We start from the raw sequence: 14,836 nt of genomic DNA, 5'->3' as shown, positions 1-14,836 counted from the left end.
GTGGCCCACCAGTGGCGCGGCGTCATCCGCGAGTACGCCGAGCGCCTGCCGAGCCTGGCCGGCGCGCCGGTCGTCACCCTCCTCGAGGGCGGGACCCCGCTGATCCCGTGCGAGAACCTCTCGCAGCTCACGGGGGCCAACGTCCTCGTCAAGTACGAGGGCCTCAACCCGACCGCGTCCTTCAAGGACCGCGGGATGACGGCGGCGATCTCCGCCGCGAAGCTGAACGGCGCGAAGGCCGTCATCTGCGCCAGCACGGGCAACACCAGCGCCAGCGCCGCCGCGTACGCGGTCAAGGCGGGGATGACCTGCGCCGTCCTCGTGCCCGACGGCAAGATCGCGATGGGCAAGCTGTCGCAGGCGATCGCCCACGGCGCCACCCTCATCCAGGTCGAGGGCAACTTCGACGACTGCCTGACCGTCGCCCGCAAGCTCGCCGAGTCCTACCCGGTCGAGCTCGTCAACTCCGTCAACCCCGCACGCATCGAGGGCCAGAAGACGGCCGCGTTCGAGGTCGTCGACGCGCTCGGCGACGCCCCGGACATCCACGTGCTGCCGGTCGGCAACGCCGGCAACATCACGGCGTACTGGAAGGGTTACACCGAGTACGCCTCGGAGACACCCACTCTCGACGGCACGCTCCTGCCGCCCGTGGCCACCCGGCGCCCGCAGATGTGGGGCTTCCAGGCGGCCGGCGCCGCACCGATCGTCCTCGGTCACCCGGTCGACCACCCCGAGACCGTCGCCACGGCGATCCGCATCGGCAACCCGGCCTCGTGGCGGCAGGCCGAGGCGGCACGCGACGAGTCCGGCGGCCTCATCGACTCCGTCACCGACGACGAGATCCTCGAGGCCCATCGCGTGCTGTCCTCCACCGAGGGCGTGTTCGTCGAGCCCGGGTCGGCGGCCAGCATCGCCGGCCTGCTCAAGATGCACCGGGCCCGGCGGGTGCCGCAGGACGCCACCGTCGTCTGCACCGTGACCGGCCACGGCCTCAAGGACCCCCAGTGGGCCCTGCGCTCGGCCGACGGCGGCGACGTCGAGCCGGTCCGCGTGCCGGTCGACGCCTACTCGGTCGCGGCCGCGCTCGGCCTCGAGGGGTGACGTGAGCGCGCTGCGCCCGGGGGTGGCCGTCGACGTCCGCGTGCCGGCGAGCAGCGCCAACCTGGGGCCCGGGTTCGACTCCGTCGGCTGCGCCCTCGGTGTGTGGGACCGCTGCCGCGCGACCGTCACCGCCGAGCCCGGCCTCGTCGTCGTCGTCGAGGGCGAGGGGGCGGGCGCCGTCCCGCTCGACGAGACGCACCTCGTGCACCGCGCGATGCGCACGGCCTGGGCGGAGGCGGCCGTCGAGGCGCCGGCCGGCCTGCGCCTCGAGTGCGTCAACGCCGTCCCGCACGGCCGGGGGATGGGCTCGTCGGCGACGGCGATCGTCACCGGCATCGTCGCCGCGCTCGCCCTGGCCTCGGTCTCGCGCGGTGACGGGGGAGCGGTCGACCTCGACGCCGCGAACTCGCTGGCGGCGCGTCTCGAGGGCCACCCCGACAACGCCTCCGCGAGCGTCTACGGCGGCGTGACCCTCTCGTGGAGCGAGCCCGGGGGGACGACGACGGTGCGCCTGCCGGTGCACCCGGACCTCGCGCCCGTCGTCTTCGCCCCGGACACCCAGCTTTCGACGGCGCGCGCCCGCTCGGTGCTGCCGCAGCAGGTGCGCCTCGCCGACGCCGCGGCGAACTCCGCCCGCGCCGCGCTCCTCGTCCACGCCCTGCGCGACGAGCCCGCCCTCCTCGTCGAGGCCACCCGCGACTGGCTGCACCAGGAGGCGCGCCGGCCGTCCTACGCCGCGTCGATGGCGCTCGTCGACGCCCTGCGCGCCGACGGTCACGCCGCCGCGATCTCGGGGGCCGGCCCGTCGGTCCTCGTCCTCGCGCAGCGGGAACGGCTCGACCACGCCCGCTCGTTCGGCCCCGCGGGGTGGCGCGTGCTGACACCGGGGATCCCCGCCGAGGGTGCGTCGGTCGAGGTCGTCGACGGGCCCTGACCTGCACGGACGCGCGCGGTGTCCGTCCCGGTGGATCCGGCGTCCGGGCCCCGGGCGCGGTGGTACTGTGGAAACCGAGCGATCGCCGCCGATGCCGGGCCCTGTTCCCGATGCCTGCAGCCGACCGCCCTCCCACGCCCCCGGGGCACAGAGACCGCAGCCTGACCGGCTGCACGCTCGGGCGTGGCCCCTTCCACCCAGACCGGCTCACCCTGCCGGTCCACGAGCGAGGGAAAGGATCCTTCGTGTCAGACACCACCACCCTCGAGGCGTCGGCGTCCGCCGGCGGCCAGCGCCGGTCCGGCGCCCTGTCGGCCATGCGGCTCGCCGAGCTGCAGGGCCTCGCCTCGAGCATGGGCATCAGCGGGACCGCCAAGATGCGCAAGGGCGACCTCGTCACCGCCATCCGCGCCCGCCAGAACGGCGAGAGCGGCCCCGCCGCCACGGGCGAGCAGCCCGTCGCGCGCCGCTCCCGCCGGGCCGAGGCCCCGGCCGGTCGCACCGAGGCCCCCGCCGAGCCGGCGCCGGCCGCCGAGCGCGCGCCCGAGCCGGCGCCGGCCGTCGAGCGTGCCGAGCGCGAGCAGGTGCGCGAGCGCGGCGACCGCGAGCAGTCCCGCGACCGCGGCGAGCAGCGCGAGCAGCGCGAGCAGCGCGAGCAGCCCCGCCGGGAGCGCTTCGAGCGCGAGCAGCCCCGTGACGACCGCGGCGCCGCCGACCAGCAGCGCCGGGACGACGACGAGGAGGGCGGCCGCGGTCGCCGTCGCCGCAACCGGGGACGCAACCGCGACAAGCGGACCCGCCAGCCCGGTGACGCCCCCGAGCAGCGCTCCGAGGCGGGGGAGCCGCAGATCCACGACGACGACGTCCTCGTGCCGGTCGCGGGCATCCTCGACATCCTCGACAGCTACGCCTTCGTCCGCACGACCGGCTACCTGCCGGGCAGCAGCGACGTCTACGTCCCGATGCAGATGGTCAAGCGCTACGGCCTGCGCAAGGGCGACGCCGTCACCGGCTCGATCAAGGCCGTCCGCGAGGGCGAGGAGGCGCAGCAGCACACCGTCGGCGGGCGCAACAACCGCCAGAAGTACACGCCGCTCGCGCGTCTCGACACGGTCAACGCGATGACCCCGGAGGACGCCCGCCGGCGCCCCGAGTTCGGCAAGCTGACGCCGCTCTACCCGCAGGACCGCCTGCGCCTGGAGACGACGCAGCAGCAGCTGACGACGCGGATCATCGACCTCGTCGCCCCGATCGGCAAGGGCCAGCGCGGGCTCATCGTCGCCCCGGCGAAGGCCGGCAAGACGATGGTCATGCAGGCCATCGCCAACGCGATCACGACGAACAACCCCGAGTGCCACCTCATGGTCGTCCTCGTCGACGAGCGTCCGGAGGAGGTCACGGACATGCAGCGCGCCGTCAAGGGCGAGGTCATCGCCTCGACCTTCGACCGGCCCGCCGACGACCACACGACCGTCGCCGAGCTCGCCATCGAGCGGGCCAAGCGGCTCGTCGAGATGGGCCACGACGTCGTCGTGCTCCTCGACTCGATCACCAAGCTCGGCCGCGCCTACAACCTGGCGGCGCCGGCGAGCGGGCGCATCCTGTCCGGCGGCGTCGACTCGGCGGCGCTCTACCCGCCGAAGAAGTTCTTCGGGGCGGCGCGCAACATCGAGGACGGCGGCTCGCTGACCATCCTCGCGACGGCGCTCGTCGAGACCGGCTCGCGGATGGACGAGGTGATCTTCGAGGAGTTCAAGGGCACCGGCAACATGGAGCTCAAGCTCGACCGGCAGCTCGCGAACCGTCGCATCTTCCCGGCGGTCGACGTCAACAACTCCGGCACGCGGCGCGAGGAGATCCTCCTGGCCCCCGACGAGCTGAAGATCATGTGGAAGCTGCGCCGGGTGCTCGCCGCGCTCGACAGCCAGCAGGGCATCGAGCTGCTGCTCGACCGGCTGAAGAAGACGAAGACGAACTACGAGTTCCTCGTCTCGGTGCAGCAGACGAGCTCGATGAAGCCGGAGGACGAGGACGCCTGAGGCGCCCCGCCCGACCCGACCGCCCCGGTCACGCCATGGCGTGGCCGGGGCGTCGTCGTCGCGGTGGACGGTACGTCAGCGCGGCGGACCGAGCGCGAGCCGGCGGCGCAGCTCCGTCCGCCCGGCGTCGTCGTCGGGGAGGTCCCACCAGGACTCGACCCACCACGTCGCGCCGGCCTCGGCCCACGCGTCGACCGGAGGACGGGCGTCGCCGAACGACCCGTGGGAGTCGCCCTCGACGACGACGTCGTAGCCGTCCATCGAGAGCCCGGCGCCGGCCCGTAGGTCGGTCAGCCGCGCGACGACCTCGCGCAGGGCGTCGTGGGTGAGGCGCGAACCGGGGTCGTCCGGGCCCGCGCCGACGACCGCGGGCAGGACACCCTGCCAGCGGGCCGCGCGCTCGAGCGAGCGCTGGCGGGAGCGACCGGGCAGCAGCGCGCCGACGCACCAGACCGGCGGGTGCGGGCGCTGCGCCGGGGGAGGGGGCACGAGCTCGGTGACCGGCTGCGCCGACCAGTGCTCGCCGTGGTGCTCGAACGGCTGGCCGCGCAGGAGCCCGGCCCACACGGCGAGGCCCTCGTCGAGCTTCGCGGCGCGGGTCGCGCGGCCCTCGTCGGGCTCGAAGGCGAGCCAGTTGCCGTGCAGGGCGCCGAGCCCGACGCCGAGGGTGACCCGTCCACCGGAGAGCCGGTCGACGGAGGCCACCCGGGAGGCGAGGTCCCAGGGCCGGTAGCGGGACGCCGGGGTGACGATCGTGCCGAGCCGGATGCGCTCGGTGACCATCGCCGCCGCGGCGAGGGTCGCCCACGCGTCCTGCCCCCAGACGGCCTCCCACGTGAAGACCTGGTCCCACCCCGCGTCCTCCGCGACGCGCGCGAGATCGGCGAACTCGCGCTCGGTGGCCCACGGGACGACGGCTCCGTACCTCATCCGCCCGACGGTAGCCCCCGGGACCGACGGTCGGCCCGGGGCGATGACCGGTCGAGGAGGGCATCGGGCGAACGGCCCCACCTGCGGCCGAGGTCTGGACCGCACCCGGGGGCGGGTCCCTAGCGTGGCGGCACGCCCCCACCGAGCACCGGAAGGAGTCCCGATGTCCGCCCAGCCCGTCACCTCGCCACTGCCCGAGGCCCCCGACCTCTCCGCGCTGCTCGTCGACGCCGTGACCACCCTCGCCGCGGCCGCCTGCCGGCGCTCGCTCCTGTTCTCGGTCGACCTCGACGACGAGCCGCTCGACCTCCCGCTGCCCTCCGCGGCGTGGCACGACCTCGTCGTCCCGGTGCTCGTGCGGGCCGTGGCCACGCTGCCCCCGGGGACGGAGGTCGCGCTCTCGCTGGGCCGGCACGCCGGGCTCGTCACCCTGCGGCTCGGGGACACCGGCCCGGGCGTCGCCCCGGCCGGCTCCGACGGCGGCCTCACCCGCGAGGCCGTCGAGGCGCTCGGCGGCCGGCTCCACGTGACGTCGGTCGCCGGGGTGGGGAACGTCGTCGAGCTGACCTGGCCGGCCGCCGCGCCGGGCCGGCACCTGTCCGTCGTCTGACGGGCCCGGGCGGCGCCCGACAGCGGGAATGCCGCGGGCGCCCGGGCCGTTGTGCTGGGTGGTCGAGGACGGAGCACCGCCGTTTAGGAGACGGTGACCTGCTCTGGCACACTTGACCGCTGGACCGGTTCACGGCACAGACGCGTTTCCTGAGCAGCCTCCCACGAGGGCCGCAGTCGGGGCGCCCAGGGTGACCAGCAGGGTGCTGGGCCCGCCGACCCGGAGACATCCGAGGAGACATCGTGAAGAAGGACATCCACCCCACGTACGTGGAGACCACCGTCACCTGCACGTGTGGCAACACGTTCACCACCCACAGCACCGCGGCCAACGGCGTCATCCACGCCGACGTCTGCAGCGCCTGCCACCCGTTCTACACGGGCAAGCAGAAGATCCTCGACACCGGTGGCCGCGTGGCCCGGTTCGAGGCCCGCTACGGCAAGAAGGCCGCCAAGTAGCATCCGCGACGCGCCGGTCCGCCCCTGGAGGGCGGGCCGGCGCGTCCGTGTCTCCACCCCCACCCGTCCCGAGGAGGTCGGCCCGTGATCGAGTCCGCCGAGGTGCTCGTCGCCGAGCACGCCGCGCTCGAGCGTGCGATGGGGGACCCCGCCGTCGCCTCCGACCCCGACCGGCTGCGCGAGGCCAACCAGCGCTACGCCGCGCTCGGCCCGGTCGTCGCCGCGCACCGCGCCTGGCGCACGGCCCACGACGACCTCGGGGCGGCCCGCGAGCTGGCCGGCGAGGACCCGGCCTTCGCCGAGGAGCTGCCCGCGCTCGAGGCGGCCGTCGCCGCGGCCGAGGACCGGCTGCGCCGCCTCCTCGTGCCGCGCGACCCCGAGGACGACCGCGACGTCATCCTCGAGGTCAAGGCGGGGGAGGGCGGCGAGGAGTCGGCCCTCTTCGCCGGTGACCTCCTGCGGATGTACCTGCGGCACGCGGAGCGCCGCGGCTGGCGCACCGAGGTCCTCGACGCGACCGAGTCCGACCTCGGCGGCTACAAGGACGTCCGCGTCTCGGTGAAGTCGCGGGGCGCGGCGGCGCCCGGCGAGGCGCCGTGGGCGCGCCTGAAGTACGAGGGCGGCGTGCACCGCGTGCAGCGCGTTCCCGTCACCGAGAGCCAGGGCCGCATCCACACCTCCGCCGCCGGGGTCTGGGTCATGCCCGAGGCCGAGGAGGTCGAGGTGACGATCGACGCGGGCGACCTGCGGATCGACGTCTTCCGCAGCAGCGGCCCGGGCGGGCAGAGCGTCAACACGACCGACTCCGCCGTCCGGATCACGCACCTGCCGACCGGGCTCGTCGTCTCGTGCCAGAACGAGAAGAGCCAGCTGCAGAACCGCGAGGCCGCGCTGCGGGTGCTGCGCGCCCGCCTGCACCAGATGGCGATGGACGAGCGGCACGCCGCCGAGTCCGACGCCCGCGCGAGCCAGGTCCGCACCGTCGACCGCAGCGAGCGCATCCGCACGTACAACTTCCCCGAGAACCGCGTCAGCGACCACCGCACCGGCTACAAGGCGCACAACCTCGACGCCGTGCTCGACGGCGACCTCGACCCGGTCGTGCAGTCCGCCGTCGACGCCGACGAGGCCGCGAGGCTCGCCGCCATCTCCGACCGATGACGACGACCGACGTCCTCCTCGCCGGGGCGCGGGCCGCGCTCGCGGGGGCCGGCGTCCCGTCGCCGGACGCCGACGCCGTCGAGCTCCTGTCGCACGTGCTCGGCCTCGACCACGGCGAGGTGCGGATGCGGGGCATCCTGCGCACGGCCGTCGTCGAGCGGGACGCGGCGCGGTTCGAGGACCTCGTGCAGGAACGGGCCGCGCGGGTGCCGCTGCAGCACCTCACCGGACGGGCGCACTTCCGGCACCTGACCCTCGCCGTGGGGCCCGGCGTCTTCGTGCCGCGCCCCGAGACCGAGCTGACGGCCGGGCACGCGGTCGAGGCGGCCCGCGTGGCGGGGTCGGCCCCGGTCGTCGTCGACCTCTGCACCGGGTCGGGGGCCATCGCGCTCGCCGTCGCCGACGAGGTGCCGGGCGCCCGGGTGCACGCCGTCGAGCTGTCGCCCGAGGCGCACGGCTGGGCGCGTCGCAACACCGACCGACTCGGCCTGCCGGTGGACCTGCGGCTCGGTGACGCCACGACGGCCTTCGACGACCTCGAGGGGACGGTCGACGTCGTCGTGAGCAACCCGCCGTACATCCCCGACGGCGCCGTCCCGGTCGACCCCGAGGTGCGCGACCACGACCCGGCCCTGGCGCTGTACGGCCGCTCCGCCGACGGCCTCGCCGTGCCGCTCGCCGTCGCCGCGCGGGCCGCGGTGCTCCTGCACGCCGGCGGGGTGCTCGTCATGGAGCACGCCGACGAGCAGGGCGAGAGCCTGCCGGCGGCGCTGCGGGCGACGGGGGAGTGGCGCGACGTCGTCGACCACCGCGACCTCGCCGGCCGGCCGCGCACCACCGTCGCGGTCCGCGACGGGCGCGGCTGAACCCTCCGCGTCCCGGTGGGGCCCGCGCCCTACGCTGGTCCCCATGAGCCCGGTCTTCGACTGCACCACCGAGGCGGGGCGCGCCGACGCGCTGCCCAAGGTCGCCGAGGGGGTCCGCAACGGACGTCTCGTCGTCCTGCCCACCGACACCGTGTACGGCATCGGCGCCGACGCCTTCTCGCCGGAGGCCGTCCGCGACCTCCTCGACGCCAAGGGCCGTGGCACCGACATGCCGCCGCCGGTCCTCGTCCCCGAGGCGCGCACGCTCGAGGGCCTCGCGACCGAGGTGCCCGACTACGCGCGCGCGCTCGTCGAGGAGTTCTGGCCCGGCCCGCTCACCGTCGTCCTGCGCGCCCAGCCCTCGCTCGCCTGGGACCTCGGCGAGACCGGCGGCACGGTCGCGCTGCGGATGCCCGACGACGAGGTCGCCCTCGCGCTCCTGCGCGAGGTCGGCCCGATGGCCGTGAGCAGCGCCAACCGCCACGGGTACCCCTCGAGCCGCACGGTCGTCGAGGCCGCGACGCAGCTCGGCGCGAGCGTCGAGTTCTACCTCGACGGCGGCCCGAGCACGGGCGGCCTCGCGTCGACCATCGTCGACTGCACCCGCGACGAGCCGGCCATCCTCCGGCTCGGCGCGCTGTCGGAGGAGGCCGTCATGGCCGTCGTCGAGCGCTCGCGCGCCGACGCCCTAGAGTTGTCGGGCGCCGGGCCCGGCGCGAGCAGCCAGGACGAGCCGCGGGAGAGCGCCGACGATGAGTGACACGTTCTACGGATCCGACTTCGACGCCCTCTCGGCGTTCGACCCCGAGATCGCCTCGGTCCTCACCGGCGAGCTCGACCGGCTCCGCGGCGGGCTGCAGCTCATCGCCAGCGAGAACCTCTCGAGCCCCGAGGTCCTCACGGCCCTCGGCTCGACGCTGTCGAACAAGTACGCCGAGGGCTACCCGGGGCGCCGCTACTACGGCGGCTGCTCGGAGGTCGACAAGGCCGAGTCGCTCGCCATCGAGCGCGCCAAGGCCCTCTTCGGCGCCGACCACGCCAACGTCCAGCCGCACTCGGGCGCCAGCGCGAACCAGGCCGTCTACGGCGCGTTCCTCAAGCCGGGCGAGACCATCCTCGCGATGAGCCTCCCGCACGGCGGGCACCTGACCCACGGCACCAAGGTCTCGTTCTCCGGCAAGTGGTTCGACGCCGTGCACTACGGCGTCGACAAGGACACCGAGGACATCGACTACGACGAGGTCGAGCGCCTCGCCAAGGAGCACCGCCCCAAGGTGCTCCTCGCCGGCGGGTCCGCCATCCCGCGCACCATCGACTTCGCGCGCTTCCGGGCCATCGCCGACGAGGTCGGCGCGATCTTCTGGGTCGACGCCGCGCACTTCATCGGCCTCGTCGCCGGGCAGGCCATCGAGAGCCCGGTGCCGCACGCCGACGTCGTCTCGTTCACGACGCACAAGGTGCTGCGCGGCCCGCGCTCCGGCGCGATCGTCTGCCGCGAGGAGCACGCCGCCGCCATCGACAAGGCCGTCTTCCCGATGATGCAGGGTGGCCCGCAGATGCACACGATCGCCGCGAAGGCCGTCAACTTCAAGGAGTGCGCGACCCCCGAGTACGCCGCGTACACGCGCCAGGTCATCGCCAACGCGAAGGTGCTCGCGCAGGCCCTCGGGGAGCACGGGATCCGCCCGACGACCGGTGGCACCGACACCCACCTCAGCCTGCACGACCTCCAGGGTGTGCACGTGACCGGTGTCGACGCCGAGGCGCGCAGCGACGCCGCGGGGATCACCCTCAACAAGAACGCGATCCCGTTCGACCCCCAGAAGCCGAACATCGCGTCCGGCATCCGGGTCGGCACCCCGTGCGTCACGACGCAGGGGATGGGCGAGGACGAGATGCGCACCATCGCGCGCCTCATCGCCCGGGCCGTCACCGAGGGCGACGCCGACCCGCAGCACGCGGTCTCGCGCGAGGTCCGCGCCGAGGTCACCGAGCTCGTGCAGGCGTTCCCGGCGTACCCCCGCCCGGCCTGAGGCCGCCGGAGCCGCCGCCCGTGACCGACTCCGTCCCGGCCCCCGAACCGCGCCTGCTGACCCGGCTCAACCGCCGGGGCTTCCGGCTCGTCATGGTGCTCGACGCCGGGGCCGTGTTCCTGCTGTCGGTGCTGTCGATGCTCTGGCGCAACGGGCTGCCGCCCTGGCCGACGTACCCGACGGCCCTCTACGGGCTGTCGTTCGCCGTCTCCTCCCTCATCTTCCTCGTGGCCTTCTACTTCGGCGGGCTCTACGAGCGCGAGCCCCGGCTCGGGGGAGCAGCGGTCCTGCCGCGGGCGGCGCGGCTCTCGCTCGCCGCCGGCAGCTTCGTCGCCCTGCTCAACCTCGTGCTCAGCGCCCTGCTGCGCCAGCGCGGGTCGATCGTCGACCGGCCCCTGCCGTTCCCGATCCTCAACCTCGTGGCGGTCATCGCGCTCGCGGGGGTCGCCGTCGCGGTCAACCGCGGCGTCGTCCACTGGATGCGCACGCGGCGCGAAGGTCCTCCGCGCGTCGTGCTCGCGGGGCTCGGCCCCGACATCGAGCTTGCCCGCCAGCACGTCGTCGACAACCACTCGCGGCTCGAGGTCGTCGCCGAGGTCGACGACCCGCACCGCATCGTCGAGGTGGTGGCGCGCACGGGGGCGACGGACGTCCTGCTCCTGACCGCCGCGTGGCTCGACGTCTGGTACCCCCGCACGATCGGCCGGCTGGACCAGCAGGACGTCACGGTGCTGCTGCGCGTCGGCGGGCGCGAGACGCTCTTCGGCCTGGACCGGCTGCGCGAGGTCGCAGGCCTGCCCTTCGTGCTCCTCATGCCGCAGACCATGGCCATCTCGCAGCGCCGGTTCAAGCGGCTGCTCGACCTCGTCCTCGTCGTCGCCACCGCCCCCGTCTGGCTGCTGCTGCTCGGGGGAGTGGCGCTGCACCAGCTCGCCGTCGCGGGGCGCCCGCTGCTCTACCGCCAGACGCGCGTCGGCGTCGGCGGCGAGACGTTCGAGATGGTCAAGTTCCGCACGATGCGCACCGACGCCGAGGTCGAGGGTGCCCAGCTCTCGAGCGGGACGGCGGACCCCCGCGTCATCCCCGCCTGCCGCTGGGTGCGGGCCACGCGCGCCGACGAGCTGCCGCAGATCCTCCACATCCTCACCGGCCGGATGTCCGTCGTCGGCCCGCGCCCGGAGCGCCCCGAGCTGACGGCGGGGTTCGACCAGGAGATCGCGGGGTACACCCGTCGCCACGAGGTCCCTCCCGGGCTGACGGGCCTCGCGCAGATCCACGGTCGCTACCACACCGACGCCCAGTACAAGCTCGGCTACGACCTGCAGTACCTCGTCAACTGGTCCCCGGTGCTCGACCTCGAGATCATCGCGCGGACCATCTGGGTGGTCCTCGCCCGGCGCGTCTGACCTGCGCTTTTGGCCTCGCCGGGGGCTTGTGATAACTTTCACAAGCCGTCCACGGAGAGTCGATCTCCACCCCTCGACGACAAGGCCGATCACGGATGACCGACCCCCAGGAGAACGCCGTCGCCCCCGCCGGGGCGCCGTTCGCGGTGATGCTGCGAGGAGCGCTGCTCCCGTCCACCGTCGCCGGCGTCGTGGCCGTGGTCGTCCTGACGGTCGTGCGCGGGGGAGGCGCCTTCGTCGGCTCGCTGCTCGGCCTCGCCGTCTCCGTCGGCTTCTACGCCTCGGGGATGTTCCTGCTCAGCCGGCTCGTCCGCAGCGCCAGCCCGCACGCGTTCTTCGCCGTCGCGATGGCCGTGTACTTCGGGCAGGTCCTGCTCCTGCTCGTGTTCTTCATCGTCTTCCGTGACGCCTCCTGGGTCGACGGCACCGCGCTCGCGGTGACCGCCCTCGTCGTCACCATCGCCTGGCAGGCCTTCGCCTGGCGCGCGATGCGCACCGCTCGTTTCCCCGTCTACGACGAGCCCGCAGCGGACCCGGAGGAGCGCCCGTGAGCGCGCCCGGGACCGCGGGTCCCGCCGTCGCGACCACTCGCGGCGGTCGGGTAGCGTACGTCCAGTCCACCCGGGTGCCCGTCGTCGGCGCCTGTGAATTCCCCGAGGAGAGGCTGTGAGCCCGACCGTGGTCTCCGCTAGCTGGCTGCCCGCCGCCGTCGCGACCGCCGAAGGAGGCGAGGGGGGCTTCCAGACCCCCGGCGTGGCCAACTTCTGGTGGCCCGTCGTGCCGTTCGACGGCACCGGCCCGTGGGTGCTGACCCGCCCGGCACTCGTCCTGCTCATCTCGGTCGGCCTCCTCGCGTGGTTCTACCTCGGCGCGACCCGCAAGCTGTCGGTCGTCCCGACCAAGAGCCAGTTCCTCGTCGAGGGCAGCTACAACTTCGTCCGCAACACCATCGGGCGCGACATCATCGGCAGCAAGGACTTCCTGCAGTTCGTCCCGCTGCTCATGACGCTCTTCACGCTCATCCTCGTGAACAACGTCTTCGGCATCGTCCCGTTCATCCAGTTCCCGACGATGAGCCGCCTCGGCATCCCGCTCGTGCTCACGGTGATCGTCTACATCACCTACCACACGGTCGCGATCCGCCGGAAGCACGGAGTCCTGCCCTACTTCAAGAGCCTCGTGCCCCCCGGCCTGCCGGGCTGGCTCAAGCCGATCCTCTTCGCGCTGGAGTTCCTCACGTACTTCGTGATCCGGCCGCTGACGCTCGCGCTGCGACTCTTCGGCAACATGCTGGCCGGCCACCTGATGCTCCTCGTGTTCATCCTCGGCGGCGAGTACCTCCTCCTCTACGGGGACAACCTCTTCCTCAACGCCTCGGGCGTCCTCTCCTTCGTCTTCTCGATCGCGATGACGTTCTTCGAGCTCCTCATCGAGTTCCTCCAGGCGTTCATCTTCACCCTCCTCGCCGCGCTGTACATCAGCGACGCGGTGAGCGAGCACCACTGACCCCCGGCCTCGTCCGGTAGCACGACCCCCGCACCATCCCCGACGTCGGGACCGGCCCGGCGCCACCGAAAGGAACACACGACATGTACGGCTCCATCGCCTACCTCGGCTACGGTCTCGCCGCGATCGGCCCCGGCATCGGTGTCGGCCTGATCTTCGCCGCCTACATCAACGGTGTGGCCCGTCAGCCCGAGGCCCGCGGCATGCTCCAGACCATCGCCTTCACCGGCATGGCGATCACGGAGGCGCTGGCCATCCTCGGTCTCGTCTTCGCCTTCGTCTTCCAGGGCACGAACCCGAACTGACGTCGGGTCACCGACCTGCACCTGCTCGACCTGAACCGACGAGATAAGGACGCGATGTGCTCACCGCATCCGTAGTGGCCGCCGAGGAGACCGGATTCCCCTCGGGCTTCCCGCTGCTGCCCCACCCCGCCGAGATGATCATCGGCATCATCGCCTTCGGCATCCTGTACTGGCTGTACAAGACGAAGGTCGTCCCGCGCCTCGAGGAGCTCTACGAGGAGCGCGCCGCGGCGATCGAGGGCGGCATGCAGCAGGCCGAGGTCGCCCAGGCCGAGGCCCGGGCCGCGCTGGAGCAGTACACGGCCCAGCTCGCCGAGGCCCGCGCCGAGGCGAACTCGATCCGCGAGTCCGCCCGCGAGCAGGGCGCCCAGATCGTCGCGGAGATGCGCGCCCAGGCCCAGGCCGAGGCGTCCCGCATCACCGAGTCGGCCAAGCGCCAGGTCGAGGCCGAGCGCCAGCAGGCCGTGGTCCAGCTGCGCCAGGAGGTCGGCACGCTGTCGACCGCCCTCGCGAGCAAGATCGTCGGCGAGTCCCTCGAGGACGAGGTGCGCCAGAAGGGCATCGTCGACCGATTCCTCGCGGAGCTCGAGGCCGGCGAGGTCCGGCCCGAGAAGGTCGCGCCGGCCGGGCAGGACGCCTGATGCGTGGCTCGTCCCGCGGTGCCGCGAAGGCCTCCCAGGAGGCCCTCGACACCGCCCTGCGCGGCGGTGACGCCGGGACCCTCGCCGAGGAGCTCTTCGCGGTGACCGGTGTCGTCGAGGGCAACGCGTCCCTGCGGCGCGCGCTCGCCGACCCCTCCCGCGAGGGCTCGGCGAAGGCCGGGCTCGCCCGCTCGCTCTTCGGCAGCCGCCTCGGCGCCTCCACCGCCGAGCTCGTCGCCACGGTGGCGGGCCAGCGGTGGGCCGACGAGCGCGACCTCGGCGACACCCTCGAGAGCCTCGCCGTGCAGGCGGTCCTCGCGGGTGCCGAGTCCGCGGGCCGCATCGACCGGGTCGAGGACGAGCTGTTCCGCTTCGAGCGGATCGTCGCCGCCGACCCCGGTCTGCGCGACACGCTCTCCAGCCGCAACACCGACGCGGAGGGCAAGGCCGGCCTCGTCCGGACGCTGCTGGCCGCCAAGGCCGCCCCCGAGACGGTGCGCCTCGTCGAGCAGGCCGTGCGCACGCCGCGCGGTCGTCGGCTCGACCGGGTCATGGAGGCCTACCTCGAGCTCGCCTCGCGCCGTCGCGACGAGCTCACCGCCCTGGTGACGACCGCCGTCGCCCTGAGCGAGCAGCAGCAGGCCCGCCTGCGCAGCGCGCTCGAGAAGCACTACGGCAAGGCCGTCGCCCTCCAGGTGGTCCTCGAGCCCGCCGTCATGGGCGGCATCCGGGTCCAGGTCGGCGACGAGGTCGTCGACGGGACCGTGCTGCGCCGCCTCGACGAGGCGCGCCGGCACGTCACCGGCAGCTGACCTCCGCACGACAACTTCAGACGCACGACCA

General features: G+C 73.8%; 16 protein-coding genes. 15 read left to right on the top strand and 1 reads right to left on the bottom strand.

What is annotated here, in order from left to right:
• From thrC to rho, 3 genes are all read left to right on the top strand, one after another.
• The gene (thrC, locus tag LG324_RS16125) at positions 1–1,104 is read left to right on the top strand and encodes a threonine synthase (RefSeq protein WP_404349551.1); all 1,104 of its coding nucleotides are present in this window, start codon (positions 1–3) and stop codon (positions 1,102–1,104) included.
• Position 1,105: 1 nt separating this feature from the next.
• Positions 1,106–2,038 carry a homoserine kinase gene (gene thrB, locus LG324_RS16120; RefSeq protein ID WP_030527781.1) on the top strand — a complete coding sequence of 311 codons (933 nt, stop codon included), beginning with the start codon at positions 1,106–1,108 and terminating at the stop codon, positions 2,036–2,038.
• 245 nt (positions 2,039–2,283) lie between these two features.
• Positions 2,284–4,077: a transcription termination factor Rho gene (gene rho / locus LG324_RS16115; RefSeq protein ID WP_404349549.1), complete on the top strand. Its 1,794-nt coding sequence runs from the start codon at positions 2,284–2,286 to the stop codon at positions 4,075–4,077.
• A 75-nt stretch (positions 4,078–4,152) separates the two neighbouring features.
• On the opposite strand, the gene LG324_RS16110 is transcribed toward rho, so the two are convergent.
• A complete protein-coding gene (locus LG324_RS16110) occupies positions 4,153–5,007 on the bottom strand; it encodes an LLM class flavin-dependent oxidoreductase (RefSeq protein WP_404349547.1) in 855 nt (284 codons plus the stop codon).
• A 163-nt stretch (positions 5,008–5,170) separates the two neighbouring features.
• On the opposite strand from LG324_RS16110, the gene LG324_RS16105 reads away from it, so the two are divergent.
• The 12 genes from LG324_RS16105 (at position 5,171) to LG324_RS16050 (ending at position 14,805) form a co-directional block, all read left to right on the top strand.
• The gene (locus tag LG324_RS16105; protein ID WP_404349544.1) at positions 5,171–5,617 is read left to right on the top strand and encodes a sensor histidine kinase; all 447 of its coding nucleotides are present in this window, start codon (positions 5,171–5,173) and stop codon (positions 5,615–5,617) included.
• 242 nt (positions 5,618–5,859) lie between these two features.
• Positions 5,860–6,075: a 50S ribosomal protein L31 gene (gene rpmE, locus LG324_RS16100; protein ID WP_030527785.1), complete on the top strand. Its 216-nt coding sequence runs from the start codon at positions 5,860–5,862 to the stop codon at positions 6,073–6,075.
• Positions 6,076–6,159: 84 nt separating this feature from the next.
• Positions 6,160–7,236, top strand: a complete 1,077-nt coding sequence (gene prfA / locus LG324_RS16095) for a peptide chain release factor 1 (protein WP_404349541.1) — start codon at positions 6,160–6,162, stop codon at positions 7,234–7,236.
• A complete protein-coding gene (gene prmC / locus LG324_RS16090) occupies positions 7,233–8,102 on the top strand; it encodes a peptide chain release factor N(5)-glutamine methyltransferase (RefSeq protein ID WP_404349539.1) in 870 nt (289 codons plus the stop codon). The genes prfA and prmC overlap by 4 nt, the downstream gene beginning before the upstream one ends.
• Positions 8,103–8,145: 43 nt before the next feature.
• Positions 8,146–8,862 carry an L-threonylcarbamoyladenylate synthase gene (locus tag LG324_RS16085; protein WP_036829612.1) on the top strand — a complete coding sequence of 239 codons (717 nt, stop codon included), beginning with the start codon at positions 8,146–8,148 and terminating at the stop codon, positions 8,860–8,862.
• On the top strand, positions 8,855–10,135 hold the full coding sequence (gene glyA / locus LG324_RS16080; RefSeq protein ID WP_030527789.1) for a serine hydroxymethyltransferase: 1,281 nt from the start codon (positions 8,855–8,857) through the stop codon (positions 10,133–10,135). The genes LG324_RS16085 and glyA overlap by 8 nt, the downstream gene beginning before the upstream one ends.
• Before the next feature lie 20 nt (positions 10,136–10,155).
• A complete protein-coding gene (locus tag LG324_RS16075; protein ID WP_207023482.1) occupies positions 10,156–11,541 on the top strand; it encodes a sugar transferase in 1,386 nt (461 codons plus the stop codon).
• A gap of 95 nt (positions 11,542–11,636) precedes the next feature.
• Positions 11,637–12,092 carry a hypothetical protein gene (locus tag LG324_RS16070; RefSeq protein ID WP_404349535.1) on the top strand — a complete coding sequence of 152 codons (456 nt, stop codon included), beginning with the start codon at positions 11,637–11,639 and terminating at the stop codon, positions 12,090–12,092.
• Positions 12,093–12,207: 115 nt separating this feature from the next.
• Positions 12,208–13,047 (top strand): F0F1 ATP synthase subunit A, encoded by an 840-nt coding sequence (gene atpB / locus LG324_RS16065; protein ID WP_404349533.1) that lies wholly within the window; start codon positions 12,208–12,210, stop codon positions 13,045–13,047.
• Positions 13,048–13,130: 83 nt separating this feature from the next.
• Positions 13,131–13,352 (top strand): ATP synthase F0 subunit C, encoded by a 222-nt coding sequence (gene atpE, locus LG324_RS16060; RefSeq protein ID WP_030527793.1) that lies wholly within the window; start codon positions 13,131–13,133, stop codon positions 13,350–13,352.
• 56 nt (positions 13,353–13,408) lie between these two features.
• A complete protein-coding gene (locus LG324_RS16055; RefSeq protein WP_030527794.1) occupies positions 13,409–13,993 on the top strand; it encodes a F0F1 ATP synthase subunit B in 585 nt (194 codons plus the stop codon).
• Positions 13,993–14,805: a F0F1 ATP synthase subunit delta gene (locus LG324_RS16050; protein ID WP_030527795.1), complete on the top strand. Its 813-nt coding sequence runs from the start codon at positions 13,993–13,995 to the stop codon at positions 14,803–14,805. Before LG324_RS16055 ends, LG324_RS16050 begins: the two co-directional genes overlap by 1 nt.
• Positions 14,806–14,836 lie beyond the last annotated feature (31 nt).

It is taken from the genome of Phycicoccus jejuensis (genome assembly GCF_044797865.1).
In the GTDB taxonomy this organism is placed as follows: Bacteria; Actinomycetota; Actinomycetes; order Actinomycetales; family Dermatophilaceae; genus Phycicoccus; species Phycicoccus jejuensis.
Note: the sequence above shows the minus strand (reverse complement) of the source record. Positions and strands in the feature narration are given on the sequence as shown.

Excerpts from the sequence above, each read along its gene's own strand:
- LG324_RS16110 (WP_404349547.1), bottom strand. The coding sequence starts at position 5,007 with ATGAGGTACGGAGCCGTCGTCCCGTGGGCCACCGAGCGCGAGTTCGCC.
- glyA (WP_030527789.1), top strand. The coding sequence starts at position 8,855 with ATGAGTGACACGTTCTACGGATCCGACTTCGACGCCCTCTCGGCGTTC.
- LG324_RS16070 (WP_404349535.1), top strand. The coding sequence starts at position 11,637 with ATGACCGACCCCCAGGAGAACGCCGTCGCCCCCGCCGGGGCGCCGTTC.
- LG324_RS16050 (WP_030527795.1), top strand. The coding sequence starts at position 13,993 with ATGCGTGGCTCGTCCCGCGGTGCCGCGAAGGCCTCCCAGGAGGCCCTC.
- LG324_RS16085 (WP_036829612.1), top strand. The coding sequence starts at position 8,146 with ATGAGCCCGGTCTTCGACTGCACCACCGAGGCGGGGCGCGCCGACGCG.
- atpE (WP_030527793.1), top strand. The coding sequence starts at position 13,131 with ATGTACGGCTCCATCGCCTACCTCGGCTACGGTCTCGCCGCGATCGGC.
- prmC (WP_404349539.1), top strand. The coding sequence starts at position 7,233 with ATGACGACGACCGACGTCCTCCTCGCCGGGGCGCGGGCCGCGCTCGCG.
- LG324_RS16105 (WP_404349544.1), top strand. The coding sequence starts at position 5,171 with ATGTCCGCCCAGCCCGTCACCTCGCCACTGCCCGAGGCCCCCGACCTC.